This window comes from Streptomyces sp. CWNU-52B (assembly GCF_047444975.1).
In the GTDB taxonomy this organism is placed as follows: domain Bacteria; phylum Actinomycetota; class Actinomycetes; order Streptomycetales; family Streptomycetaceae; genus Streptomyces.
On sequence record NZ_JBLFJV010000003.1, the window covers coordinates 20,062 to 45,318 of the forward strand.

Below are 25,257 nucleotides of genomic sequence, written 5' to 3' on the forward strand. Positions count from 1 at the left end.
ACCTCGCCTCCCACTACCGGACCACCGTCCTTGAAAGGTCTCCCGCACCATGCCCCTGGCACTGCTGGCCCTCGCCGTCGTCGCGTTCGGCATCGGCACCACCGAGTTCGCCACCATGGGACTGCTCCCGCAGATCGCCGACGGGGTCGGGGTGTCCGTACCGCAGGCCGGCAACCTCGTCTCCGCCTACGCGCTCGGAGTCGTCGTCGGCGCCCCCGTCCTCACCGGCATCGGTGCGCGCATACCCCACAAGCGACTGCTGCTGCTCCTGACCGGGCTGTTCGTGGTCGGCAACGCGGCGTCCGCGCTCGCGCCCGACTTCGGTCTTCTCTTCGCCGCGCGCTTCCTGTCGGGTCTGCCGCACGGGGCGCTGTTCGGCGTGGGCGCGGTCGTCGCCTCCCGGCTGGTCGCTCCCGAGCGGGCGGCGCGCGCCGTTTCGAAGGTGTTCCTCGGGCTCACCGTCGCGAACATCGTCGGCGTACCGGCCAGTACGGCACTCGGACAGCAGCTCGGCTGGCGCTCCGCCTACTGGGCGGTCGCCGTCATCGGCCTCGTCGCCCTGGTGGCGCTGGCGCGGTTCGTTCCTCACCAGCCGCGCGGGCAGCACTCCGGCATCGGGCACGAGCTGCGGGCGATGGGGAACAAGCAGGTCGTGATCGGGCTGGCCACGGCCGTCGTCGGGTTCGGCGGGTTCTTCGCCGTCTACAGCTACCTGGTGCCGATGCTGACGAACCTGACGGGCATCTCCGACGCCTCGACCACCCTGGTCCTCGCGCTGTACGGCGTCGGCATGACCGCCGGCACGCTGCTCGCGGGCCCGCTCACGGACCGCGCCCTGCGGCCCACGCTGTACGTGGGGCTCGCCCTGCTCGCCGCGGGGCTGGTGACGTTCTTCTTCACCGTCCACAGCATCGTGCCCGCCCTGATCACCATCACGTTCATCGGTGCGATGGGCTCCCTCATCACCACACCCGTCCAGATGCTCCTCATGGCCAAGGCGAAGAACGCCCCGACCATGGCGGCGGCCTCCAACCACTCCGCCTTCAATCTGGCCAACGCCGGCGGTGCCTGGCTCGGTGGCCTGGTCATCTCGGCGGGCTGGGGCTGGGCCGCGCCCAATCTGGTCGGCGCCGCTCTCGCCGTGGCGGGCCTCGGTCTCGCCTTCGCGGGGGGCCTCATGGATCGCGACGGCTCCCCGTCCGAGACGATCATCTCGTCCACGGGCAAGGCGGCGGCCCCCGCGACGGCAGCGGCAGCAGCAGCGACGGCGACAGAGGCCGAAGAAGGTACGGCGCCTCAGCGCACGTAGCACCCGGCAGTGGCCAGGTCCCAAGGGCCGGAGGCAAGGGTGATCTCGGCAGGGCCACCGGCTGGTCCGGGAGGAGCCGTGTGAGGGCGACCCGGGGGCGGGCTCCGAGTCGGTGAAGCCGTTGCGCAGGTGGTACTCGACCGACCTGGGCGACGGTGACGGTGACGGTGACGGTGACGGTGACGGTTGCGAACGTCTCCCCCGCCGCGCGCAGTTCCGCACGGGCGGGAGCCCGCTTCACCGCCGACAGGCTCCCCGCGGGTTGCGTCGCGTACGCCCCGTACGGACATACGGGGCGTACGGACTTACGGGTGCTCGGGGTGAGTACAGGGCCGACCCGGCTCTCCGCGGTTCGTCAGGCCCGGGTGGTCCGGGGAGGGCCGCCCGGTCGGTGGGCGAGGCAGGGTGACGTACGGCGAGTCGTGGCGTCAGAAGTGTTGACAACGATGTCAGATGCGTGATCTAGTCCGCTTCCGTCCGGCCGAGGTGCCGCTGATCGGGCTGCGAGGGGGGCTCACCGCGATGACCTGCACACCGCCCGCTGTCCGCGGTGACCGCTCGTGGCACAGACCGAACAGCCCCCGCCCGACGCCCCGTACCCGAGCCCCGCTCGTGTCACCGATCGAACGTGACCACTGCGTCCGTCACTTGGAGATCACCTCTCATGTCGCGCGCACAGGAGAGGTGCGGAACAGGAGACCGCTTCCATGCACAGACCCCTCCGCCGATGGCGCAGCCGCGCCTCGACAGCCCTCGCCGCACTGCTCGTCGCCGGCGGCGCCCTGAGCCCGGTGCCCGCCCTCGCCGAAGCCCCCGCGCCAGCGGCCGCGGCCGCTGCCGAGCCCACCTCCCTGGTCAACCCGTTCATCGGCACACAGAACTTCGGCAACACCTTTCCCGGTGCGAGTGCGCCCTTCGGCATGGTCCAGGTCAGTCCGGACACCGGCGGCCAGGGCGGCTACGACTACCAGCAGGACAAGATCCACGGGTTCAGCCAGACCCATCTCTCCGGCGTCGGCTGCTCCGTCATGGGCGAGCTGCCGATCATGCCGACGACCGGTGCGGTCGACGACGTCGACCCCGACGCCTACCGCTCGGCCTTCTCGCACGACGACGAGGACGCCGAACCCGGTTACTACCGCGTCGGGTTGAAGACGTACGGCATCGACGCCGAGCTGACCGCCACCTCCCGCACGGGATGGCAGCGCTACACCTTCCCCTCCACCGACCGTGCCAACGTCCTGTTCAACACGGGCCAGGCCAACCAGAAGGTGTACAGCTCGGAGGTACACGTCGTCGGCGACCGGACGGTCGAGGGCCGGGTCGAGGCGGGCAACTTCTGCGCGGGCAAGGACAAGCACACCGTCTACTTCACCGCGACCTTCGACCGGCCGTTCACCTCGCACGGCACCTGGCGCGGCAGCACTCCCGCCCCCGGCGAGCGGGACGCGGCCGGCGAGGGCGGGAACGGCGGCTGGGTGACCTTCGACGCCGGCTCCGACCGTGACGTCGTCGTCAAGGTGGGGCTCTCCTACACGGGCGTCGAGGGCGCCCGGAAGAACCTGACGGCGGAGACCGACGACTCGTACGACTTCGACGCCACGCGCGCGGCGCTGCACGCGACCTGGGAGCAGCAGCTCGCCGCCGTCAAGATCGGCGGTGGCTCCGCCGAGCGGCAACGCGCCTTCTATTCGGCCCTGTACCACGCGCAGTTGCACCCGAACCTCGCCGGAGACGTCGACGGCCGGTATGCGGGCTTCGACCGGAAGAACCATGTGGCCTCGGGGTTCACGCCGTACCAGAACCTGTCCCTGTGGGACACGCACCGGCCGCAGAACCAACTGCTCCAGATGCTGCAGCCGAAGGTAGCCCGTGATGTCGCGCTGTCGGCCGTCGCGACCGGACGGGACGGCGGCTGGCTGCCGCGCTGGTCGCTCGCCAACAGCGAGACCAACATCATGACCGGCGATCCGGTGACTCCCTTCCTGGTCGAGGCGTGGTCCAAGGGCCTGCTCGCGGGCTACGAGAAGGAGGCGTACGCGCTTCTCAGGAAGAACGCGCTGAGCACGCCGCCGGACGACTCGCCCTACAACGGCCGTGCGGGGGTCGCCGCGTACCAGGAGCGCGGCTACATCCCCAGCGGGCTGGAACTGGGGAAGGACTGCGCGGACAAGGGCGGCGACAACGACTGCAACCATCCCGCCTCGGCGACCCTGGAGTACGCGGCGGCGGACGCGTCGCTGGCCCTGATGGCCGAGGGACTCGGTCACACCGCGGACGCCCGCCTGTTCGCGGCGCGCGGCCAGTGGTACCGGAACCTGTGGGACTCGTCCATCCAGCAGTTCCGGCCGCGCACGACCGACGGCACCTGGCTGACGCCCTACGACCCCGTCGAGGCGGGCCACCAGTTCCATGAGGGCGGCGCCTACCAGTACCAGTGGCTGGTGCCCCAGGACCCGGCCGGGCTCGTCTCCCTGATGGGCGGCAAGCGGAAGACGGAGAAGCGGCTCGACTCCTTCTTCGCCTACGACAAGCTGCTCGCGGACCCCGCCAGGACCGCTCGCGAGGACTGGATCTCGGCACCGTACGACTACTACGGCAAGCCGACCTACAACCCGAACAACGAGCCCGATCTGCACTCGCCGTACCTGTACTTGTGGGCCGGCGCGCCTGCCAAGACCGCCACGGTGGTGCGCTCCGCGATGACGCTCTTCACGGACGGGCCCGACGGCATGACCGGGAACGACGACCTGGGCACCATGTCGGCCTGGTACGTGTTCTCCTCCCTGGGTCTGTACCCGACGACGAACGGTGGTGACTTCCTCGCCGTCTCCAGCCCGCAGTTCCCGTCCGCGGTCGTCCGCGTCGGCGCCTACGGGAAGAAGCAGGGCGGCACCCTGACCGTCGAGGCGCCGGGTACGAGCGACACCCGGCGCTATGTGAAGCAGGCGAAGTTCGGCGGGAAGAGCCTGCGCGCCACCTGGCTGGACTGGGACGCGGTCGCCAAGGGCGGCAGCCTCGCCTTCGAGATGGCCGACACCCCTTCGGCATGGGGTACGGGCAAGAACGCCGAGCCGCCGTCCGTGAACCACGCGGCGGCCGATTCCCGACGGCACCTCGACGCCTCGCTGCGCACCGGATCCGACGTCGTGCCGACGTCCGACAGCGCGCAGAGCGTCCGTCTGAAGCTGGACGTGCTGGGCCAGTCCCCCGGCACGCTGCGGGTGGACGTCGGCGCGAAGGTTCCCGGCGGCTGGACCGTGAAGACCTCCAAGCCCTTCTCTCTCGCGTCCCACCGGCTTCCGGTCCAGCGGACCGCGACGGTGGACGTGGGCGTGCCGGCCGGCACCGCGCCGGGTTCGTACACCGTGCGGCTCACGGCGAGCGCGAAGGGGGTGAAGCCCGTGGAGCGGGTCGCGACCGTCGAGGTGCGCGCCGCGGCCCGCTGCGCGGCCAACGCCGACGAGCAGTGCGCCGTCGATCTCGGCAAGGAGGCGAACCACGACGGCACCGCGACGGTCGCGGCGTCCGACGAGGGCGACTTCGACGGGGGCGGATGGAGCTACGACGCTGATCTGCTGCCCGCGGCGGGTCCGGTCGACTGGGACGGCGTGACGTACAACGCTCCCGATCCGTCCGGGACCGCCGCGAACTTCGTCGAGGCGCGCGGCCAGGCCATGCTGCTGCCTGCCGGGTCGTACGGCGCGCTGCACCTGGTCGCCGCGGCGCATCACGGGCCGGTGACGACCATGCTCACCGTCCGCTACACCGACGGGACCACCGCCGAAGTGCCCGTCCCGGTGGGCGACTGGGCGGGAGGGACACCGCAGGGCGGCTCCGTGGTGCTGGAGATGCCTCACCGGATCAAGCGCGGGCAGGGCGTGGACGCCCCGCCGGTGCGTCTGTTCGGTGCCTCCGCGGAACTCGACGCGTCGAAGACGGTCCGTTCTGTCGGCCTGCAGAACGATCCTCGGGTACAGGTCTACGCGATCACGCTCAGGTAGGTGTCGGGCAGGACCGCGTACGCTCCCCGGCCGCCTCGGGGAATCCGCGCGGTGGCGGCGTGACCACCACGGTCACGCCGTCACCGCGTCGGCCGCTACCCGATCGCGGCTGCCGTCTCGTCCTCGACCGGGATGCCCAGTTGGCCGGCCACGGTGGCCAGTGTCGTCCCCAGCGGGAGTGCGACCCGGGTGACGGCGTGCACGTCGCCGCGGGTCGGGTCCCGGTTGACGATCAGTACCGGCTTCCCGGCCTGGGCCGCCTGGCGGACGAAGCGGAGCCCGGACATCACGGTCAGTGAGGAGCCGAGGATCAGCAACGAGCTGGCCGCACGGACCAGTTCGCGGCACTGACCGACCCGCGGGGCGGGCACGGATTCGCCGAAGAACACCACGTCCGGCTTGAGGATGCCGCCGCAGAGCGTGCAGGGCACCACGTGGAAGTCCCCGACCTGCTCGTCGGTGAGGTCGGCGTCACCGTCGGGGTTGACCGCCGCGGCCACCGGGTCGAAGCCCGCGTTCGCCTCTTCGAGCCTGCGGGCGAGTTCGCGGCGCGGGACGAAGGTGCCGCAGGACAGGCAGACGACCCGGTCCAGACTTCCGTGCAGTTCCACGACGCCCTCGGTGCCGGCGGCCTGGTGCAGGCCGTCGACGTTCTGCGTGATCACTCCCGTGAGCCGCCCGTGCCGTTCGAAGGCGGCGACGGCCCGGTGCCCGGTGTTGGGGCGGGCACGGCCGAAGGTGCGCCAGCCGAGATGGCTGCGCGCCCAGTACCTGCGCCGCGCCTGCTCACCGCCGACGAAGTCCTGGTACGTCATCGGGGTGTGCCGGCTCAGGCTCCCGCCGTCGCCCCGGTAGTCGGGGATGCCCGACTCCGTGGAGATGCCCGCTCCGCTGAGCACCAGCACCCCGCCGGAGCGCAGCGCGTCGGCGACCGGCCGGGGGTCCGTGGTGGCGGGCGGCAGGTCTTCGGTGGGGGTCCAGCTCAGAGTGGGGCGCATGCGCATGCCACCAGAGTAGGCAACCGTCCGGGTGTTCGGGCCCAGGTGTTCGGGCCCGGGTGCCCGCTCGCTCCGCCGGTGCGACACTGGCCATGTGACGGAGAGTGAACGGGAGACGGAGCGGCGCTTGGAGCAGCGCTTGGAGCGGGCCGTCCTGGAGCTGCTGGACCACCGTGCGCCCACCTCGACGATCTGCCTCTCCGACGCCGCTCGGGCGGTCCGTACGAAGGAGGACGGCGACTGGCGCGACCTCATGGAACCCGCCAGGCGCGCGGCCCGGCGGCTGGTCGACGCCGGCGAGGTGGAGATCACCCAGGGCGGCCGGCCCGTCGAGCCGAGCGAGGCCCGCGGCCCGATCCGCATCCGCCGCAGCCACAACAACAGCCGCGACCGTGGTCGCGACCCCGACCGCGACCACTGAACCGGAGCCCGGCCCACGGCATGCCCGGCAGGTGTTCACCAGCTGATCGCGGCCGCCACCGGCAGATGGTCGCTGCCGGTCCTCGGCAGCGTCCACGAGCGCTTCGGTGCCACTCCGCGGACCAGGATCTGGTCGATCCGCGCCACCGGGAACGCCGCAGGCCAGCTGAAGCCGAAGCCCTTCCCCGCCACGACCTGGGCCGAGTGCAGTTGCGCGGTGATGCCGTCCAACGCGCGGTCGTCCAGGGTGCCGTTCAGGTCACCGAGCAGGACCACGCGCTCGTTCCGCTCGGCGGCGAGGGCCTCGCCGAGCGTCCGGGCGTTTCTGTCCCGCGTGTCCGCCCAGAAGCCCGCTCGGGGGTTCACCCGTACGGAGCCCAGGTGGGCCACGTAGACGGCGAGGGGCCCACGGTCCGTCGCCACCGTGGTGCGCAGCGCGCGGTTGTCCGCCATCTTCGCCTCGGCCGGCTTGGTGTCCCCCAGCGGCCCGGCATCCGTCCCGATGTCGACGGGCCGGGTGTCGGACAGCGGCAGCTTGCTCCACAGCCCGACCGTGCCCTGCACCGTGTGGTACCGGTACGCCGTGGCCAGCTCCTTCTCGTACGTGCTCACGTCCTGCCCGGTCAGTTCCTCCAGGGCCAGCACATCCGCACCGGAGGCGGCCAGGGCGCGTGCGGTACCGACCGGGTCGGGATTCTCCGCGCCGACATTGTGGCCGGCCACGGTGAGGTCGCCACCCGGCTGGGACTTGTCCGTGAGCAGCCCGCCGAAGAGGTTCAACCACACCAGCACCGGCAGCAGCAGCGCGACCGCCGCCAAGGCGGAGCGGCGCCACAGCGCGGCGGCGAGCAGCACCGGGACGCACAGGCCGAACCACGGCAGGAACGTCTCCACCAGGCTGCCGAGGCCACCGTGGTCGGTGATCCGGCCGTGGGACAGCAGGAGCAGGCCCAGCGCGAGTGCGAGCGCCGCGGGCACCGGGCCACGTTTCCATGGCCCCGGTCCTGACAGGGCGCGGATCGCGCGGCGTAGGCCCGCGTGCCGGGTCCCGCCGGTCCCGGTCGGCGGTGCGCCGGTCGACGTGCTCGGTGCACCGGGCTCCGCCGGGCTGTTCTGCCCGGTCTCCGTCGCGTCCACCCGCGTCATGACCTTCCTCGCTCACTGCTTCTCACGGCTGCGTCGTCACGCCGTCGGGGACCGCCCACGGCAACCGGACGGCGGACCCGGCGGGGCGTTGTTCGTGCCGATGTCGGCGTTCGCGTCATGCCACCAGTGAAGACAGCTCCTTGTTGCCGCCGTGTATGCGGTTTTCGATACGCCGACGACACACTCCGGCTCGTAGCCTGGCGGACATGCGTGTCTTGGTCGTCGAGGACGAGCCCTTCATGGCGGAGGCCATCCGCGACGGTCTGCGTCTGGAGGCGATCGCGGCCGACATCGCCGGTGACGGCGATACGGCTCTGGAACTGCTCGGCGTCAACACGTACGACGTCGCCGTCCTCGACCGGGACATCCCCGGGCCGTCCGGTGACGAGATCGCCCGGCACATCGTCGCCACCGGCAGCGGCCTGCCGATCCTCATGCTCACGGCGGCCGACCGTCTCGACGACAAGGCTTCCGGGTTCGGGCTCGGTGCCGACGACTACCTCACGAAACCCTTCGCGCTCCAGGAACTCGCCCTCCGGCTCAGGGCGCTCGACCGCAGACGCGCGCACAGCCGACCGCCCGTACGCGAGGTCGCGGGTCTGCGCCTTGATCCGTTCCGCAGGGAGGTCCACCGGGACGGCCGCCATGTCGCGCTGACCAGGAAGCAGTTCGCGGTGCTCGAAGTCCTCGTCGCCGCCGAGGGCGGTGTCGTCAGCGCCGAGGAACTCCTGGCACGCGCGTGGGACGAGAACGCCGACCCGTTCACCAACGCCGTACGCATCACCGTCTCGGCCCTGCGCAAGCGCCTCGGCGACCCCTGGCTCATCGCCACCGTGCCGGGTGTCGGCTACCGCGTCGACGCGGCGCCCGGCAGCGGGCGCGAGGGAGGGGATCGTGGATAGGTGGCCCCGGCTGAGCGTTCGTCTGCGACTCACCCTCAGCTACACCGGGTTCCTCATGCTGGCCGGCGTCGTGATGCTCGTCGCCGGGTGGCTCTTCCTGACGCGGGTGAAGCACGTCGGGCTCGTCTTCGTGCCCGACTACCGTCTCTCCGTCGCGCGCGACTTCGCTCCGATGGCGGCCGTCACCCTGCTGTTCCTGCTGGTGTTCGGTCTCGGGGGCGGCTGGTTCCTCGCCGGGCGCATGCTCGCCCCGCTGAACCGCATCACGCACGCCACCCGCACGGCCGCGGACGGCTCGCTCTCCCACCGCATCCGGCTGCGGGGCCGCAAGGACGAGTTCCGTGAACTCGCCGACGCCTTCGACACGATGCTCGCACGGCTCGAAGCGCACGTCGCCGAGCAGCGGAGGTTCGCGGCCAACGCCTCTCACGAGCTGCGTACGCCGCTGGCGGTGACGAAGGCGCTTCTCGACGTGGCCCGCGCCGATCCCGATCAGGACACCGGCCAACTCGTCGACCGCCTCCACACCATCAACACCCGGGCCATCGACCTCACCGAGGCGCTGCTCCTGCTCGGCCGCGCCGAGCAGAGGTCCTTCGCCCGGGAGCACGTCGACCTGTCCCTCATGGCGGAGCAGGCCGCCGAGACACTCCTGCCGCTCGCGGAGAAACGCGGCGTCACCCTGGAGACCGGCGGCGACACCGCCCTCACGCTCGGCTCACCGGCGCTGCTGCTCCAGCTGACCACGAACCTCGTGCAGAACGCGATCGTCCACAACCTGCCGGAGCACGCCCACGTATGGATCCGCACCGGCGTCCGCGCCGGCACCGTGGTCCTCACCGTCGAGAACACCGGTGAGGCGCTCACTCCTCAGCTGGTCTCGACGCTCACCGAACCGCTCCGACGCGGTGCCGAGCGCGTGCACACCGAGCGGGCCGGTGTCGGGCTCGGGCTGGCCATCGTCAGGAGCATCGCCCAGGCGCACGACGGAGCCGTCGCCCTCGCCCCGCGTCCGGGCGGCGGGCTCCGCGTCACGGTGGAGCTGTCCGCGGTGTCCCCTACGGTGCGACGAACGGCATGTCCAGGTGGATCTTGATGACGTCGCCGAGCAGCCCTGGTGCGAAGTTCAGCCCGAAGTCGCCGCGCCGGATCTCGCCCGTCGCCTCGAAGCCGGCGTGCTTCTTCTGGTCCAGCGGAGAGTCCACGACTCCGCCGAACTCGACGGCCAGGGTGACCGGACGGGTCACGTCCCCGATCGTCAGATCGCCCTCCATCGTCCAGTCCTCGCCCTCCCCGGAGATCCGCGTCGAGCGGAACGTGATCGTCGGCCGCTTCGCCACGTCGAGCAGTTCGTCCGAGCGGGTGTGCGCGTCCCGGTCGGCGTTCCCGGTGTCGATGGAGGCAAGCGCGATCTCGGCGGTCACCCGCACGTCGCCGACGGCCTCACCGACGTACAGTCCCGCCGTGAACTCGGTGAACCGGCCGCGCACCTTGCTGATCCCCAGGTGGCGGATGGTGAAGTTGACCGCCGAGTGATGGGGGTCCAGTTCCCACTCACCGGGGGTGAGGGGCAGCGCGGAGACGGATGCGGCAGCGGTGTTCGCAGAGGTGTCATTACTCATGGCTCCATCCTGTGAGCCCGCCGGCGGAAGAGGGAGACCGGCCGAAGGGTAGTAGTGACAGGGCCATCCTCCACGCGCGCACACGTTGTACGTTCGAGAGGTGAACGACAACGAGTTGGGGACCTTCCTGCGTACCCGCCGCGAAGCCGTCACCCCGGCCGAGGTGGGACTGCCCGCGGGCTTTCGCCGTCGTACGCCGGGGCTGCGCCGCGCCGAGCTGGCCACCCTCGCCGGGATCAGCGTCGAGTACCTCACCCGGCTCGAACAGGGCCGTGACCGCAACCCCTCGCCCAAGGTTCTCGGCGCCGTCAGCGACATCCTCCAGCTGTCGACGGCGGACCGCCTGCTGTTGCACCGGCTGGCCAGGGAGCACGGCGAGGGCAAGGACCTGTGCCAGTCGGTCACCGCGCCCCCGGTGCGCACGGTGCGCGCCACGATCCGGGCGCTGCTCGACGGTCTGGAACCCGCCCCGGCCGTCCTGCTCAACTGGATGGGAGACATCGTGGCCTGCACCCAGGGCTACGAGCGCTACGCCCGGCCGCTGGGCCTGCTCGACGGTGACCCGCCCAACATCGTGCGGTACCTGTTCACCGACGCACGGGCCCGCGCCGCGTTTCCCGGGTGGGACCGGCTGGCCGACGATCAGGTCGCCCATCTGCGCAGCGAGGCCTCGCTGCACGACTCCCATGTCGCCGCCCTGGCCGACGAGCTGACGGCGGCGGTGGGGGCCCCGTTCAGCGACCGGCTCGCCGCTGTTCCGACGCTGCCCTCCCGGTTCGGACTCGAACTGGTCGATCATCCGCAGGCGGGCCGGCTGCGTCTGTCGTTCGAGACGCTCGCGCTGGTGGACGAGGGCCAGCGTCTCGTGGTGCACATGCCTGCCGACGAGGCCACGGCCACCGCGCTCGACGGTCTCAACGGCCGCAGGCCAGGGGTGCTGCGGGCGGTGAGCGGCTGACGGTCAGGCAAGGAACTCGGTGACCGTCCCGGTGAACCAGTCCGGATCCTCCTCGGCCACGAAGTGCCCTGTCGGCGCGACCGTTCCCCGCACGTCGTCCGCGTGCGGGCTCAGCGCCTCCGCGGTGCCGGCCGTGCCGGACAGGGCGGTGCCGATGGCCAGGACGGGCATGGGCAGTTTCCGCTCGGCCAGCAGGGCGCGGTTCTCCTTCCCGTCCTCCAGCAGGGTGCGGTAGTGCTCGAAGCCGCCGCGCAGCCGCTCGCGTCCCGTGTACGCCCGCGCGTAGGCGGCGAGGTCGTCGGGGCTGAAGGTCCCGGGGTTGGACATGGCGGTGAACGTGGCGGTGAAGAACTCCAGTTCGTGCCCGTCGAGGAGCATCTCGGGCATGTGCGGGGCCATGAAGAGACCGAAGTGCCACATGCCGCCCTCGGCGACGTCCATCGCCTCCTCCAGGCCGAATCCGGGCAGGAAGGAGTCGATCAGGACCAGGTGGGAGATGTCGTCGGGGTGGGCGGCCGCCCAGGCCAGGGCGATCATCGAGCCGATGTCGTGACCGGCCACGGCCACGGGAGCGGTGAGGCCCAGTTCCTTCAGGACCCCGCGCATGTCGCGTGCCTGGTCGGTCTTCGCGTACCCGTCGTGGGGCCGGTCGCTGGCGCCGGTGCCGCGCAGGTCGGGGGCGACGACCGTGTGGGTCCGCGCGAGGGCCGGCAGGACACGGGCCCAGGCGCGCGAGGACTGCGGCCAGCCGTGGAGCAGGACCAGGACCGGTCCGCTGCCGCCGACCGCGACGGAGAGGTGGGTTCCGTTGGTGGCGATCCGGTGGACCTGGAAGCCGTCGGGAAGCCAGTCGTCGGTGCTCATGAGGTTCCGTTCCATGAGGTCCCCTTCCATGAAGGGGAGGTTGTGGTGGTGGGAAGGGGAGGCTGTGGTGGTGGTCAGTGGTGTGCCGGTCACACGCCGGGGGCGGCGAGTTTCCTCAGACGGGCTTCGCCGATCGTCGACAGCATGTCGGTGTGCTCGGGGCGCCATCCCAGGTCCCGCTGTGCGCGGACCGCTCGCAGTCTGCTGGAGGCCGCCATGACGAGGGCTCCGAACTCGCCCCACACCACGGCAGCCTCCTCCGGGGTGAGGCTGCGGGTCCGCACTCCGAGGTCCCGCGCGACCCTCTCCGCGATCCACCGGTTGGGGACCTCCCCGGCGACGGCGTGGTAGAGCCCTCCCGCACGTCCCGTCTCCAGCGCGAGAGTGAACAGGCGGGTCACGTCGTCGATGTGGACGTGGCTGTAGGTGTTCAGCCCCGGCCCGACGTAGCAGGCCGCCCCGGTCGCGGCGACCGACCGGTAGGTCATCGGCACCAGGCCGTGGTCACCGGGACCCCAGATCAGTCCGGGCCGGACGACCATGCCGCGCAGCCCATCGGTGGCGGCGGCCAGGACGGTGTCCTCGGCGGCCTTGCGGAAGCCTGCGAGGGGTTCGACGGCGAAGGGCTCGCCCTCGGCGAAGGTGTCCTGGCTCCACGCGCCCGCGGTGCGCTGCATGAGTACGCCGCTGCCGGAGAGGAAGACCAGGGTCCTGCCCGTCCCCGCCATCGCGCGGGTCAGCTCCTCGACGGCCGCGGTCTCCTGCGCCGGCTCCGCCTGGGCGGCGTAGACGACCGCGTCGGCCCGCAGAGCCGCCTCGATCGTGGCGAGTCGACGGGTATCCAGGTCCGCGGCGACCGGGGTGATCCCCTGGGCTTCGAGGCTCGTGGCGGCCGCATCGGTGCGGGCCAGGCCGGTCACGGTGTGTCCGGTGCCGGCCAGGTGCCGTGCGAGGGCGCCGCCGACGAATCCGGTGGCGCCGATGACGAAGACTCTCATCGTGCTGGTCCTCACGCGGGCAGCGGGCTGAGTTCGCCGCCGTCCGCGTACAGGACCGCGCCGTTCATGTAGCTGCTGGCCGGACCGACCAGGAACGAGACGATGTCGGCGATCTCGCTCGGGTCGCCCGCACGGCCGCGCGCGTTGGCCTTGTCCTGGAGCGCGATCCGGTCCCCGAGAAGCGCCGCCGCGCCCTCGGTGCGTACGGGGCCCGGTGAGACGGCGTTGACCCGTACGCCGGAGGGGCCGAACTCGGTCGCCCAGTAGCGGGTGAGTGTCTCCGCACCGGCCTTGGAGGCCCCGTACGCCGCTCCGAACGGGGCCGTCTGGCGCGCGGAGCTCGATCCGATCAGCACGATCGAGCCGTGTCCGCGCCGGACCATGGCCGGTGCCAGTGCGCCGACCAGCAGGAACGGGGCGCGGGTGTTGACCGCGAACTGCCGGTCGAAGCTCGCCGCGTCGGTCCCGGGAGTCGGAGCGAACTCGAAGAGGCCGGCGTTGTTCACCAGGATGTCCACGTCGCCGGCCTCGGAGGCCAGGCGCAGCGTGTCCTCGGCGTCGGCGAGGTCGGCGGGCACGAACCGGGCCGTGCCTCCTTCCGCCGCGATCTCCTTCACCAGGGCCTCGCCCCGGGCCCGGTCGCGTCCGTGCAGCACGACCTCGGCCCCCTGCCGGGCCAGGTCCGTCGCGACGGCCTTGCCGATTCCCGAAGTCGCCCCGGTCACGAGTGCGGTGCGCCCCTGCAGAGCGGTGCTGATGCTCATCACTGTCTTCCTGTTCGTGGAGGTCATGACGCGCCGTGTCGGGTCGCCCATGGCGTCCCGGCGCCATTCCACTATGCCCGCCAGATGTTCTGTTGACAAGAACATCTGGCGAGTAGCGGATGGATGCTAGGGTGGGGCCGTGAGCGCATCCACGTCCGACAGCAAGAAGCCGCGCGGTGAGCCCGAGGGCCTCACGCTGGGAACCGACCTGGGCTGGGCCATCCGCCTGGTCTCCACCGCGTTCAGCCGGGTCGCCACCGAATCGGTCGCCGACCTGCCCGGCGGCGCGCGCGGCTATCTCGTCCTGATGGCCCTCGCCGCGGGTGAGCCGCCCACGCAGCTCGCCCTGGCCAAAGAGGTCAGCCTCGACCGCACCGTCATGACCTACCTGCTCGACGACCTCGAAGCGCACGAGCTGGTGACCCGCAGGCCGGACCCACGCGACCGGCGCGCACGCCAGGTCCTCCTCACGGCCACCGGACGCACCCGGCTCGACGAGGTACGGCGCGGTCTCGCCGCCGCCGAGGCCCGCCTCCTCACCGACCTCGACGACCAGGACGCGGAACAGTTGCGCACCTTGCTCTCCCGCGTCGCGCGGACCGCCCAGCGGGAATCGCTCGCCCCCACCGAGACGGACTGCTGACCGGCTCTCGTCGGGTGTCGACCCCGACGAGGCCGGCCGTCACCGGGCTGATGCGGGGCCCTGCGGGACTCGGCCGGCTTCTCGGGTGCGGGTTCGCCGTGGCTGGTCGCGCAGTTCCCCGCGCCCCCAAATAACCGAGCCCTGCCGGTTCACAGCAGGTTCGGCAGGTCGGGCCCTGTGTCTCCTTCTCCTGCGGCGTGGGCCAGGGACCAGAACAGCAGGGCCACGCCCATGGCTCCCGGGTCGGGGGCGCCGAGCGCCCGGTCACCGACGTAGGAGGCGCGTCCGCGGCGGGCGCGCAGGTTCGCGGTGTCGCGTGCGCCGGTGAGCGCCGCGTCGGCCGCGGCGCCGAAGGACCCGCCGGTTTCGAGCGCGTCCCGGGCCGGGGCCAGGGCGTCGACCATCGTGCGGTCGCCCGTCTCCGCCTCCCCCACGCGCTGGATGGCGGCCAGGCCCTCGCGCACACCGGTTCGCCAGCCGTCCAGGTCGTCGGTGTGGGCGGCGAGCCCACGGGCGATCTCCTGGAAGAGGAGTCCGATCAGGGGGCCGCTGGTGCCGCCGACCTCGTCGAGGAAGACATCCGCCGCGACGCCGAAGGCCGGTTCGGCGGGTCGGGCGTCCAGTGCCGCGCGGACCCGGTCGAGCCCGTCGCGGAGGTTGTCGCCGAAGTCGCCGTCGCCGGAGTGCTGGTCGAGGGTGGTCAGCGCGTCGTGTGCGGTGCGGGCGGCGTCCGCGTAGGTGCGCAGCACGAGCCGGTGGTCGACGGTCATCGGGTGGGCTCCAGGGCGGGGAAGGCGGGCGTGCGGGCCGGGCGGTTCCAGAGGTCGAGCCATCCGTCGCGCAGCACGGTGAGGGTGAGGGAGAACCCGCTCATGTCGAGCGCCGGGACGTAGCTGCCGACGAGGCGGCCCGCCACGTGCACGCCGCGCCGGCCGAGCGCCTCGCAGACGAGGGCGTGGACCGCCTGGAGTTCCAGGAGGGTGGTCGCGCCGAGTCCGTTGACCAGGAGCAGGACGCTGTCGGCCGCCTGCGGCTGGGCTCCGAGCACCTGGTCCGTCATGTGGGCGACGAGGTCTTCCAGGCCGGGGTTCGGCAGGGTCCCGGCCGCGCGCTCGCCGTGGATGCCGACGCCGTACTCGAGGGTGCCGTCGGGAAGTTCGAACGCTTCGCCGCCCCGGGACGGTGAGGTCTGGGCGCGCGCGGCGACCGCCACGCTGCGGGAGGCGGCGGTGAACCGCGCGCCGAGGTCGGCGAGTTCGTCGAGTCCCAGGCCCGTGTCCGCCGCGCCGCCGAGGAGCTTCTCCACGATGACGGTGGCTCCCGTGCCGCGGCGGCCGGTGGCGGTGGCGGCGTCGTCGGTGGCCAGGTCGTCGTCGACGAGGACGCGGCGGACGGGGATGCCGTCGGCCCTGAGGCGTTCGGCGGCGATCCCGAAGTTGATGCGGTCACCGGTGTAGTTCTTGACGATGTGCAGCACGCCGTCGGGTCCTGCGGCCTTCTTCGACGCCTCGTGGATCTGACGGTTGTGCGGGGAGGCGAAGACGCGGCCGGGGACCGCCGCGTCGAGCATGCCGAGGCCGACGAAGCCGCTGTGCAGGGGTTCGTGGCCCGAGCCGCCGCCGGAGACGAGGCCGACGCGGCGGGCCGGGGCGCGGTGGCGGCCGGTGAGGTACAGCGGGTCGGTGTGGAGTTCGAGCAGGTCGGGGTGGGTGAGGGCGAGGCCCTGCAGCGCCCGCTCCACTGCGTTGTCGGCGGGCAGGAAGAGGCGGTTCATGGAGCGGGAGTCCCTTCGAGGACGGTTTCGGCGGGGGTCCGCGGGGCGTCGGCGGCCGGCGGCGCATCGCCCCGGCCCAGCCGGGTGGCGGCCAGTGCGGAGAGGACCGCGACGCCGACGCAGTAGAAGATCAGCCACTTCCAGTGGCCGCCGGCCGCGGAGAGCAGCGCGGTGCCGATGAGCGGGGAGAGCCCGCCGCCGAGTGTGGCGCCGATCTGCTGGGTGACGGAGAGGCCGGTGTAGCGGACGTTGACCGGGTAGAGGTTGGCGAACAGCGCGCCCTGCGCCCCGTACATCGCGGCGTGGCCCACGCCGAGGCCGAGCGTCATGCCGAGCGCGTACGCCCAGAAGTGGCCCGTCTCCATGAGCAGGAAGAAGGGGACGGCGAGGAGGGCCTGGAAGACGGCTCCGGCGATGTAGACCTTGCGGCGTCCGACGCGGTCGGAGAGCGCTCCGAAGTACGGCAGCGTGCAGCACTCGACGGCGCAGGCCACCAGGACGGCAAGGAGCACCGGGCCCTTGGGCAGGTCGCGTTCGGTGGTGACGTAGGCGATGGCCACCACGTAGTAGATGTTGAACAGGCCGCTCTCGGCGATCTTCGCGAGGACGGAGAAGAAGACCGTGCCGGGCTGCCGGGTGAAGACCTCGCGCACCGGCAGGCTCCGCACCTCCCGCTCCGCGCGCATCTTCACGAACTCCGGGCTCTCGGTGATGTTGAGCCGCATCCAGATGCCCACGCCGACCAGGAGGATGCTGACCAGGAACGGCAGGCGCCAGGCCCACGAGTCGTAGGTTCCGGCGGGCAGGGTCGCGTCCAGGACGGAGACCAGGCCGACGGGGATCAGCACGCCCGCGGGGGTGCCGATGTGCACGAGCGAGGTGAAGAACCCCTGGCGGCGGACCGGGCTGTACTCCAGGGTCATCAGGACGCCGCCGCCGTACTCGCCGCCCATGCCCAGGCCCTGGACGAGGCGGATGAGGACGAGCAGGATCGGCGCCGCGATGCCGATGCTGTCGTAGGAGGGCAGCAGGCCGATGGCGAAGGTGCCCAGGCCCATCATGAGCATGGTGATGACCAGCACGTTCTTGCGGCCCAGGCGGTCACCGAAGTGGCCGAAGAAGATGCCGCCGAGCGGGCGGGCCGCGTAGCCGACGAAGTACGTGGCGAAGGCCGCCAGGGTACCGATCAGGGGCGAGACGTCGGGGAAGAAGACCTTGTCGAAGACCAGTGCTGCCGTGGTCGCGTACAGGGTGAAGTCGTAGTACTCCACGGTGGTGCCCAGCGCGCTGGCCGTGACGACCTTGCGCAGGGACGCCGGGGATTCCGGGGTCTTGACGGGGACGGACATGCTCGCTCCATTGCGATGCGGCTCGGATGACGTGGCCGGTGCCGGCTGTCTGCTGATCCTGCCTCGGCACCGGCCGTGTCCGGAAAGATGCGGTTCTCCTGGCCAGGGAGCGCGTGCTAACATCTGATGCATCAGACATTACATCCGCGCTGAGGTTGCGGCAACACCCCGGAGGTCACATGAAGGACATCAGGCTCGGCGGGATGATCTCGACGGTCGTCACACCCTTCGACGAGCACGACGAGGTGGACCTCGACCTGCTGCGGGGTGAGGTGAAGTACCTCCTGGACCAGGGTGTGACGGCGATCTGCGCCTGCGGCAGCACCGGCGAGGGCCAGACGCTCTCCCTGGAGGAGAGCGCCGCGATCTGCGCGACCGTCGTGGACGAGGTGGCAGGACGCGTCCCGGTCATCGGCGGCGTCATCCAGAACTCGACGGCCCAGGCCAAGCGGTACTCCCTGGCGCTGAAGGAGGTGGGCGTCGACGCTCTCCAGGTCACGCCCGTGCACTACGTCTTCGCCCCCTCCCCGGAGGAGACCGTCGCGCACTACCGTGAGATCGGCGAGGCCACCGACCTGCCGATCGTGCTCTACAACGTGGTGCCCTGGGCCCTGGTCCCGGTCGACACCATCGCGATGCTCAGCGATGTGCCGCAGGTGGTGGCGGTCAAGCAGTCGGGCGGGGACATCCACCTCCTCGCCGACCTGCTGCACCGGCTGCGCGACCGGTTCACCGTCCTCGCCGCCCTGGACGACCTGCACTACCCGGCGTTCGTCATGGGAGCCCACGGCGCCCTGGCCGCCATCCCGACGGTCACACCGAAGCTCAGCGTCGAACTGTGGGACGCGGTCCAGGCCGGCGACCACGTCAAGGCGCTGGAGCTGCACGAGCGGATCCTGACGGTCTGGCGTGCCATCGACGCGCCCAACCTGCCCGCCACCCTGAAGGCGGCGCTGGAACTGCTGGGCCGCTCCCCCGGTCTTCCCCGACGGCCCTTCAAACCGGCCACCGCGGCCGAGCGCGAGCGCATCGCAACCGCCCTGCGAGCCGCTAACCTGATCGATTAGATGTCGTGTGTCCAGCGCCAGGGAGCTGCCGCGCGACGACCGTCCGAGAAGAGGGTCGACCATGGCCACCACGTCCGTCCGTAGCCGTCGCGGGACCACTCCCCTGATCGTGGAGTCGATCTCCGAGCAGCTCTACTCCATTCTGTGCGAGCGGATCACCACCGGCGTGTACGCGCCCGGTTCACGTCTGGACCCGCAGGCCGTCGCGAGCGAGTTCGGTGTGTCGCGCACCCCGGTGCGCGACACGCTGGCCCGCCTGGAGCACGACCGGCTCGTCGAGACCCGTCCTCGCTCCGGCACCTTCGTCACCCGGCCGTCCCGGCAGGACGTCCACGAGGTGTGCCAACTGCGCAAGGGGCTCGAATGGCTGGCGACCGGCGTCGCCGCCCGGACGATGCCGGTGGAACAGATCACCGATCTGCGCGACGAGGCCGTCGCCGCGCTGCGCGCCGCCGAACAGGGCGACTACGAGCCCTTCTTCGCCAGTGACACCCGCATCCACGGCGAGATCATCGCTTTCACCGGCAACAGCCGGCTGATCACCGCCCGGGAGAGCGTCGAGCCGTTCGTCTACTGGCTGCGCGTACTCGGCGCGACCGGTCCGCACCGGCTCGCCGGCTCCACCCGGCGCCACATCGAGATCCTCGACGCCATGACCGCCCGCGACGTCGCGGGCGCACAGGAGGCCGCCGCGCTCCACCTCGCCGAGGTGGAGGAGTGGACGCTGGCGGACATGGCCTCCCACGAGATCGTCACCTGACCTCGCCGGCCGGCGAGGGCGACACGACCCCACCGCGTCGTGTCCGTCGTGTCACCCCTGCCGGCCCGCCTCGGCTCAGCAGGTCAGCTTCGCGTCCGCCCAGTCCGCGTGGTCCGAGTCGATGCCGTCGCCGCCGTCCGTGACGACGAGGCGAACCGTCCGGGCTCCGCTCACGTCGGCCGAGACCGGCTGCGCCGGCATCGCGGTGGTCAGGACCCCGGTCTGGGCGACCTTGACGTCGTCGGCCCAGATCTCGAAGGCGACGGTGCCGTTGGCGTCCTTCTCGTCGTCGACGCCCACCTCCGCGGTGACCCGCTCGCAGGCCTCGGCCGTGTAGTACTCGATGCTGCTCTCGGCGTGCGCGCCCAGCCCCGTGGCGTACCCGACGCCGCCGATGGTGATCGGCCGGCCGTCCCCCGCCGCGCTCTCCCCGTTGCTCGTGTCGCGTTCGACGGGCCCCCAGCCGTTGGTGGTCGACAGCCAGGGCAGGGCGCCGAGCGAGGAGACTCCCGCCGGCGGTGCCACCACCACGGACGCCCGCAGCGGCAGCACGCTCTCGGCGCGTACGCCGGTGGGTGAGCGGTACGACGCCCTCAGCGTCAGGTCGTACGAGCCCGTGGGCGCGTCGGCCGGTGGGACGATCCGCCACTTCGTGCTCAGCGCCCGGCCGGTCGGCAGCGTGCCCGCGGTGGTCGGCGAGGCCGCTCGCACCGTCCAGCCCGCCGGTCCGCTCAGCGCGACCGAGACCCGGTTCGCCGGGGTCCGGCCGAGGTCGGTGACCTTCGACGTCAGCGTGGTCGCCCTGCCCGCCTCGACCAGCAGGCCGTTGTCGACACCGAGTTCGACGGCCGGAGGCTGCTCGGCCCACCTCGGGTCCACCGAGGCGCGGACGAGCACGGTGCCGTGCGCGGGGACGGTCGCGGAGATCGTGCCCGCGGTGTTGTAGCTCCTGTGCTGCCAGAGATCGCGCAGGGCGTAGGCGTCCGCGTCGGGCAGTCCGACGGCTCGGGCGGTCGTCTCGATCCGCTGCGGACTGCCGGTCTCGTTGAACAGGGCCACCGCTCTGCTGCCGTCCCGCATCTCCTTGGCGACGACCCAGCGGCCGCCCTCGGAAGAGAGCACCTCGCCCTGCCGTCCCAGCGGGTCCTGGTCGACCGCGATGACCTCCTTGTTGTCGAGGATCTCGAAGGTCGCGTCGGAGGCCGTGCGCAGGTCGGAGCCGATGAGCAGGGGCGCGGCCATGATCGACCACATGGAGAAGTGCGAGCGGTACTCGGTGTCGGTCATGCCGCCGTTGCCGACCTCCAGCATGTCCGGGTCGTTCCAGTGTCCGGGACCGGCGTGCGGCGCGAGCGGCAGGTTCTGCTTGAGGATCGACAGCATCGAGCCCCAGCTGTCGCTGATGTCACCGGTGGTGCGCCACAGGTGCCCGACCTCCGACGCCCATTCCCACGGTTCGTTCTCGCCCCACTCGCAGATGCTGTAGACGATGGGGCGCCCGGTGGCCTTCAGGGCGTCACGCATGGTGGTGTACCGCGTCCTCGCGTCCACGCCCTGATTGTTGCAGTTGTCGTACTTGAGGTAGTCGACACCCCAGTCCGCGAACTGCTGGGCGTCGCTGTACTCGTGTCCGAGGGCGCCAGGGAAGCCGACGCTGTCGCACGTCTTCGTGCCGGCGCTGGTGTAGATGCCGAGTTTGAGTCCCTTGGCGTGCACGTAGTCGGCGACCGCCTCGATCCCGCCGGGGAATCGCGTGGGGTCGGGCACCAGCTTGCCGTTCGCGTCCCGGGAGGGCAGGGCCCAGCAGTCGTCCAGATTGACGTACCGGTACCCGGAGTCCTTGAGCCCCTTCTCCACGAAGAGGTCCGCGATCCCCTTGACCATGTCCTCGTCGAACTCGGCACGGCAGTGCGTGGAGTTCCAGTTGTTGAAGCCCATCGGCGGGGTGAGGGCGAGGCCGTCGCCCGGCTCCGGTACGGCGGCCTCGCCCGGTGAGGCGTGCTCCGCGGCAGTCGGCGGCGCGGCGGCGGCGAGGGCCGGCGGCGTGGAGCCGACCACGCACAGCAGGCCCGCGGCGACAACTGCCGCCGTTCTTCTCCGGATGGTGCGAGCGTGAAGGTGGCGCATCACTACGTCCTCCGCGAAAGTCGGATCAGCACAGGTCCATGCCCTTGAGCGCGTTCCGGGATCATCAAAGGCTATGGGCCACGGCGGCCGTGTGCTGATCACGGATCCGGCCAATATGGATCAGTTCCGCGGACGGCCGCGTCCCACCCCGCCCCGCCCCGCGGAACGGGGGCGGGACGGGGACGGGGACGGGGACGGGGCGCCGGTGCCAGGCGGTTCCTCGCTCAGGGGTACGAGACCACCGTGGACGGGACCGTGTCGGTGCCCGAGGTGGGGGCGCCGATGTCGTTGATGACGTGGGCGTACTGGCCCTGACCGCCGAGTGACACCACGAGGATGTTGTGGAACTTCACGCCCCCGTTGTTCGGAGCGGCGAAGCCGTGGTGCTGGACGATCGTCGGGTCGACGTTGTAGAAGCAGTAGCTGCCCAGCCCCCAGCCCTCGTGGGAGGTGACCGAATCGGCCACCTTGTACGCGGCGTACCCCCTCAGGGAGCCGTTCTGGATCGCGGCCTGGTTCGGGGCGTCGTATGCCTTCTCGTTCTGGAAGAAGATGGTGCGGCCCCGTTGGCCGAACCACTGCACGTCGTACTTGTTGAAGTGCTCCACGAACAGACCGGTGGCCAGCACGTCGTCGCCGTTCACCACGACGCCGTAGTCGGCCCGGTTGGTCTCCCAGCCGACCCCGGTGCCGTGGTCGGCACGCCACACCCAGGTGTGGTCGACGATGGTGTGCCGGTTGTTGACCACGATGCTGGTGGTGGCCTTGCCCGCACCCGCGCCGCCGATGCGGACGAAGACGTCCTGCACGGTGGTCGGGTTGGCGGAGTGGTCCCGTGTCGCGCCCTGGGGGCCGACTTCGAGCAGCGTGGTGGAGTTGACCTGGCCGGCGTCGATGAGGAATCCGGCCAGCCGCACCCCGTCGACGTCGGCGACCTTGAGCGCCGTGACCCCGTTGTCCGGGATGAGGGTCGCGTAGCCCAGGCCGAGGACGACGGTGTCGGCCCGGTTCACCTGGACGGCCTGGTCCAGGTGGTAGATGCCGGGCGTCAGCAGGAGGTGGAGTCCCTCGGTCAGCGCCTGGTTGAGGGTGGCCGCGGAGACGCCGGGCTTGGCGACGTAGAACTGCGACAGCGGCAGGGAGGTGCCCCGCGGGGTGCCGTTGCCCCAGGTGACACCGCGTGCGTTGGTCCGCTTCTCCGGCAGGAAGACGCGGTAGTCGCTGCCGTCCAGGTACAGGAAGGGCTTCTCCCGCGACACGGGGGTCGTCTCCAGCGTGGTGTACGGCGGGTTCGGGAAGCTCTGCGCCGGGGCGCCCTCGACACCTGAGAACACCATGTTCCACACGGCGTTGAGCCAGCCGCCGACGGAGCTGTCGCGGGTGTACCACTGCTGCTGCGAGTACGGTCCGACCTGGCCGTCGATGCGGCTGTCCGCGATGTAGCCGCCACTGGCCCAGCCGTAGCCGTCGGGCGACAGATTGAGACCGCCGCGCACGTGCATACGCCGGAAGGGCGCCGCCTGCGCCACGGCCCAGCGGTTGGTGCCGTTGACCGGGACCAGCGCCAGGTTCTCCGCCGAACGCCAGAAGTTCTGGGTGGCGTTGCCGTTGAACCAGCCCGCGTCGACGGTGACGTCGCCGTTGATCGTCGTGTCGTCGGGCGACAGGCCGAGGCCCGCGATCGAGGTGTAGAAGCCGAGCTGCGCGTTGAGCCCCTGGTACGTGCCGGGTTTGAAGAACAGCGCGTAGCGGCCGGTGCCGAACTGCGCCGACTCCTGCTGGCGGAACACCTCGTCCAGTTTGCCCTGGATACCGGCGGTGGACGGGTCGAAGACGATGACGTTCGGGCCGAGATCGCCACCGCCGGGCAGGGCCTTCGCGGAGGTCGGCGCGGCGGGGGCGGCCGACGCGGGTGAGGCCAGGCCGGACAGGGCCGAACCCGTCGCCACGGCGGCAGCGGCGCCGAGGACGGTTCGACGGCCCACCGAGGGCCGGGGGGCGGGGGGATCCATGGGGGAAGCAGGCATGGGGGCGACTCTCCTCGTTCAGGAAACGAACAGTGGGGGGTTGTGGGAGCGCTCTCTCGCCGTTGCATGCTTCATCCGCGTGAACCGCGCGTCAAGAGTTGCGACCGGAGTCACGGAAGTTGTTGCCCTTCATTCAGTAAGTCCTGTGCGTACCGGCGCATTTGACAGGTTTTCGGCTGCTTGGCGGCCGATCTTCCGCTCGGCGGCGCGTTCAAGAGGTGGGCGCGAGAAACCAGCGGTCCCTTCCGCCGGATCCCTTGACACCCTTCGCTCCCGCCTCAACACTCCGTCACGGGAGAGCGCTCTCCCGTAGGTTTCCCCGTGCTCTTCCGCTTGCGCGGCCCGTCCCAGGGACCGCACCCCCCACAGTTCTCCCATCGACGTGTCAGGAGGTCTCCATGCCACGGAGATCGCAGATCGTCTCAGGAACCCTGATCGCCGGCGCCCTGCTGCTGACCTCGCTCGGTCTGAGCGGCGTCGCGGCCACCGCCGGTACGCCGCCACCGCCGGACGGCGTGCGCGCGGCCGCCGCCGTGCACCACGCGGGCCACACCATGGCGGTGTCGACCGCCGACTCCCCCGACGACCCGGACGGTGACGGCTACATCCCCGCGAACCCGCCGGTGACGGGCGTCCAGCCGTCCACGCAGGAGCCGCCCCACCGCTACTTCCACGAGTTCCAGGCCAACTGCTCGGTGAGCCACACCAAGCCGGACGACCCGATCGTCTACCCGCAGCAGCCCGGCAAGTCCCACGACCACACCTTCATGGGCAACCGGACGACGGACGCGAACAGCTCGACGGCCTCCCTCGACGCCGGCACCACCACCTGCAACGCCCCGGGTGACCGGTCGGGCTACTGGATGCCCACCCTCTTCAAGGGGGACCAGCCCGTGCGGCCCGTCGGACCGCAGGTCATCTACTACAAGGCGGGCGTCACCGACTACACGAGCGTGCGGCCCTTCCCCAAGGGGCTGCGGTTCCTCGTGGGCAGCCCGACGCAGAGCGCTCAGGAGTTCCGCGCGCACCGCGGCTTCGTCGAGGGCTGGGAGTGCGGAGACAGCTTCTTCAACGTCGACTTCCCCACCGACTGCCCCAGCCGCCCGGACGTCCAGCTCAACATCCGCTTCCAGGCGCCCAGTTGCTGGGACGGCAGGTACCTGGACACACCGGACCACAAGAGCCACATGGCCTATCCCGTGGTCAACCCCGGGACGAACAACAACATCTGCCCCGCGAGCCACCCGGTCGCGCTGCCGATGATCGAGTTCAAGATGGCCTTCCCCGTCAACGGTGACCTCTCTCAGGTGCGGCTGGCCAGCGGACCGGCCTGGTCGTTCCACTACGACTTCTTCAACGCCTGGGACGCGCCCACCCTGGACGCGCTGGTCGGCCACTGCCTCGTCGGCGGCCTGCAGTGCGACGCGCGCGGCTACGACCAGACACACCCCGAGGCCGGCGCGGCCCTCGACGAGAACTACGAGCTTCCCTGAACCGGGGCGGCCGGACCGGGCACTCCCGCCGC

General features: G+C 71.2%; 21 protein-coding genes. 10 read left to right on the forward strand and 11 right to left on the reverse strand.

Translation table 11 applies throughout. The features are described 5' to 3' along the window. Positions 1-49 precede the first annotated feature (49 nt). Entirely contained in the window at positions 50-1,309 is a 1,260-nt protein-coding gene (locus tag ACLVWQ_RS02525; RefSeq protein WP_414106435.1) for an MFS transporter, read from the forward strand. 707 nt (positions 1,310-2,016) lie between these two features. Continuing rightward, positions 2,017-5,313: a GH92 family glycosyl hydrolase gene (locus ACLVWQ_RS02530; protein ID WP_414106436.1), complete on the forward strand. Its 3,297-nt coding sequence runs from the start codon at positions 2,017-2,019 to the stop codon at positions 5,311-5,313. Between the two features lie 95 nt (positions 5,314-5,408). Here ACLVWQ_RS02530 and ACLVWQ_RS02535 read toward each other — a convergent pair whose 3' ends face one another. Further along, the gene (locus ACLVWQ_RS02535) at positions 5,409-6,317 is read right to left on the reverse strand and encodes an NAD-dependent protein deacetylase (RefSeq protein WP_414106437.1); all 909 of its coding nucleotides are present in this window, start codon (positions 6,315-6,317) and stop codon (positions 5,409-5,411) included. Between the two features lie 88 nt (positions 6,318-6,405). Here ACLVWQ_RS02535 and ACLVWQ_RS02540 point away from each other — a divergent pair, with 88 nt between their 5' ends. Next, complete coding sequence (locus ACLVWQ_RS02540) at positions 6,406-6,732, forward strand: DUF3253 domain-containing protein (RefSeq protein ID WP_414106438.1); 327 nt, start codon at positions 6,406-6,408, stop codon at positions 6,730-6,732. Positions 6,733-6,767: 35 nt separating this feature from the next. On the opposite strand, the gene ACLVWQ_RS02545 is transcribed toward ACLVWQ_RS02540, so the two are convergent. Beyond that, positions 6,768-7,877 carry an endonuclease/exonuclease/phosphatase family protein gene (locus ACLVWQ_RS02545; protein WP_414106439.1) on the reverse strand — a complete coding sequence of 370 codons (1,110 nt, stop codon included), beginning with the start codon at positions 7,875-7,877 and terminating at the stop codon, positions 6,768-6,770. Positions 7,878-8,083: 206 nt separating this feature from the next. Between ACLVWQ_RS02545 and ACLVWQ_RS02550 the strand changes: the two genes are divergently transcribed. Next, entirely contained in the window at positions 8,084-8,779 is a 696-nt protein-coding gene (locus ACLVWQ_RS02550) for a response regulator transcription factor (RefSeq protein WP_414106440.1), read from the forward strand. After that, positions 8,772-9,875, forward strand: coding sequence for a sensor histidine kinase (locus tag ACLVWQ_RS02555; RefSeq protein ID WP_414106441.1), 1,104 nt, complete (start codon positions 8,772-8,774; stop codon positions 9,873-9,875). Before ACLVWQ_RS02550 ends, ACLVWQ_RS02555 begins: the two co-directional genes overlap by 8 nt. Here ACLVWQ_RS02555 and ACLVWQ_RS02560 read toward each other — a convergent pair. After that, positions 9,838-10,401: a YceI family protein gene (locus tag ACLVWQ_RS02560; RefSeq protein WP_414106442.1), complete on the reverse strand. Its 564-nt coding sequence runs from the start codon at positions 10,399-10,401 to the stop codon at positions 9,838-9,840. The genes ACLVWQ_RS02555 and ACLVWQ_RS02560 overlap by 38 nt on opposite strands. 100 nt (positions 10,402-10,501) lie before the next feature. Between ACLVWQ_RS02560 and ACLVWQ_RS02565 the strand changes: the two genes are divergently transcribed. Continuing rightward, positions 10,502-11,359, forward strand: a complete 858-nt coding sequence (locus ACLVWQ_RS02565; RefSeq protein WP_414106443.1) for a helix-turn-helix domain-containing protein — start codon at positions 10,502-10,504, stop codon at positions 11,357-11,359. Between the two features lie 3 nt (positions 11,360-11,362). On the opposite strand, the gene ACLVWQ_RS02570 is transcribed toward ACLVWQ_RS02565, so the two are convergent. The 3 genes from ACLVWQ_RS02570 to ACLVWQ_RS02580 all read right to left on the reverse strand — a co-directional run bounded on the left by ACLVWQ_RS02570 (position 11,363) and on the right by ACLVWQ_RS02580 (position 13,985). Continuing rightward, entirely contained in the window at positions 11,363-12,238 is an 876-nt protein-coding gene (locus ACLVWQ_RS02570) for an alpha/beta fold hydrolase (RefSeq protein ID WP_414106445.1), read from the reverse strand. 74 nt (positions 12,239-12,312) lie between these two features. Then, the gene (locus tag ACLVWQ_RS02575; protein ID WP_414106446.1) at positions 12,313-13,221 is read right to left on the reverse strand and encodes an NAD-dependent epimerase/dehydratase family protein; all 909 of its coding nucleotides are present in this window, start codon (positions 13,219-13,221) and stop codon (positions 12,313-12,315) included. Between the two features lie 11 nt (positions 13,222-13,232). Continuing rightward, positions 13,233-13,985, reverse strand: coding sequence for an SDR family NAD(P)-dependent oxidoreductase (locus tag ACLVWQ_RS02580; protein ID WP_414106448.1), 753 nt, complete (start codon positions 13,983-13,985; stop codon positions 13,233-13,235). Between the two features lie 139 nt (positions 13,986-14,124). Here ACLVWQ_RS02580 and ACLVWQ_RS02585 point away from each other — a divergent pair, with 139 nt between their 5' ends. Next, positions 14,125-14,628, forward strand: coding sequence for a MarR family winged helix-turn-helix transcriptional regulator (locus ACLVWQ_RS02585; RefSeq protein WP_414106449.1), 504 nt, complete (start codon positions 14,125-14,127; stop codon positions 14,626-14,628). Positions 14,629-14,777: 149 nt separating this feature from the next. On the opposite strand, the gene dhaL is transcribed toward ACLVWQ_RS02585, so the two are convergent. Genes dhaL through ACLVWQ_RS02600 form a run of 3 tightly spaced genes read right to left on the reverse strand, consistent with a single transcriptional unit; the run spans position 14,778 to position 17,751 of the window. Beyond that, positions 14,778-15,398: a dihydroxyacetone kinase subunit DhaL gene (gene dhaL, locus ACLVWQ_RS02590; protein WP_414106450.1), complete on the reverse strand. Its 621-nt coding sequence runs from the start codon at positions 15,396-15,398 to the stop codon at positions 14,778-14,780. Continuing rightward, complete coding sequence (locus ACLVWQ_RS02595; protein WP_414106451.1) at positions 15,395-16,402, reverse strand: dihydroxyacetone kinase subunit DhaK; 1,008 nt, start codon at positions 16,400-16,402, stop codon at positions 15,395-15,397. Before ACLVWQ_RS02595 ends, dhaL begins: the two co-directional genes overlap by 4 nt. Beyond that, a complete protein-coding gene (locus ACLVWQ_RS02600; protein WP_414106452.1) occupies positions 16,399-17,751 on the reverse strand; it encodes an MFS transporter in 1,353 nt (450 codons plus the stop codon). The genes ACLVWQ_RS02595 and ACLVWQ_RS02600 overlap by 4 nt, the downstream gene beginning before the upstream one ends. Before the next feature lie 179 nt (positions 17,752-17,930). On the opposite strand from ACLVWQ_RS02600, the gene ACLVWQ_RS02605 reads away from it, so the two are divergent. Both ACLVWQ_RS02605 and ACLVWQ_RS02610 read left to right on the forward strand, forming a co-directional pair. Continuing rightward, positions 17,931-18,818 (forward strand): dihydrodipicolinate synthase family protein, encoded by an 888-nt coding sequence (locus tag ACLVWQ_RS02605; RefSeq protein WP_414106453.1) that lies wholly within the window; start codon positions 17,931-17,933, stop codon positions 18,816-18,818. A 61-nt stretch (positions 18,819-18,879) separates the two neighbouring features. Continuing rightward, on the forward strand, positions 18,880-19,578 hold the full coding sequence (locus ACLVWQ_RS02610) for a GntR family transcriptional regulator (protein WP_414106454.1): 699 nt from the start codon (positions 18,880-18,882) through the stop codon (positions 19,576-19,578). 75 nt (positions 19,579-19,653) lie between these two features. Here the strand turns inward: ACLVWQ_RS02610 and ACLVWQ_RS02615 are convergent, their stop codons facing one another. Then, positions 19,654-21,705 (reverse strand): NPCBM/NEW2 domain-containing protein, encoded by a 2,052-nt coding sequence (locus ACLVWQ_RS02615; RefSeq protein WP_414106455.1) that lies wholly within the window; start codon positions 21,703-21,705, stop codon positions 19,654-19,656. A gap of 224 nt (positions 21,706-21,929) precedes the next feature. Continuing rightward, complete coding sequence (locus ACLVWQ_RS02620) at positions 21,930-23,732, reverse strand: coagulation factor 5/8 type domain-containing protein (RefSeq protein ID WP_414106456.1); 1,803 nt, start codon at positions 23,730-23,732, stop codon at positions 21,930-21,932. Between the two features lie 398 nt (positions 23,733-24,130). On the opposite strand from ACLVWQ_RS02620, the gene ACLVWQ_RS02625 reads away from it, so the two are divergent. Then, a complete protein-coding gene (locus ACLVWQ_RS02625) occupies positions 24,131-25,225 on the forward strand; it encodes a DUF1996 domain-containing protein (protein ID WP_414106457.1) in 1,095 nt (364 codons plus the stop codon). Positions 25,226-25,257 lie beyond the last annotated feature (32 nt).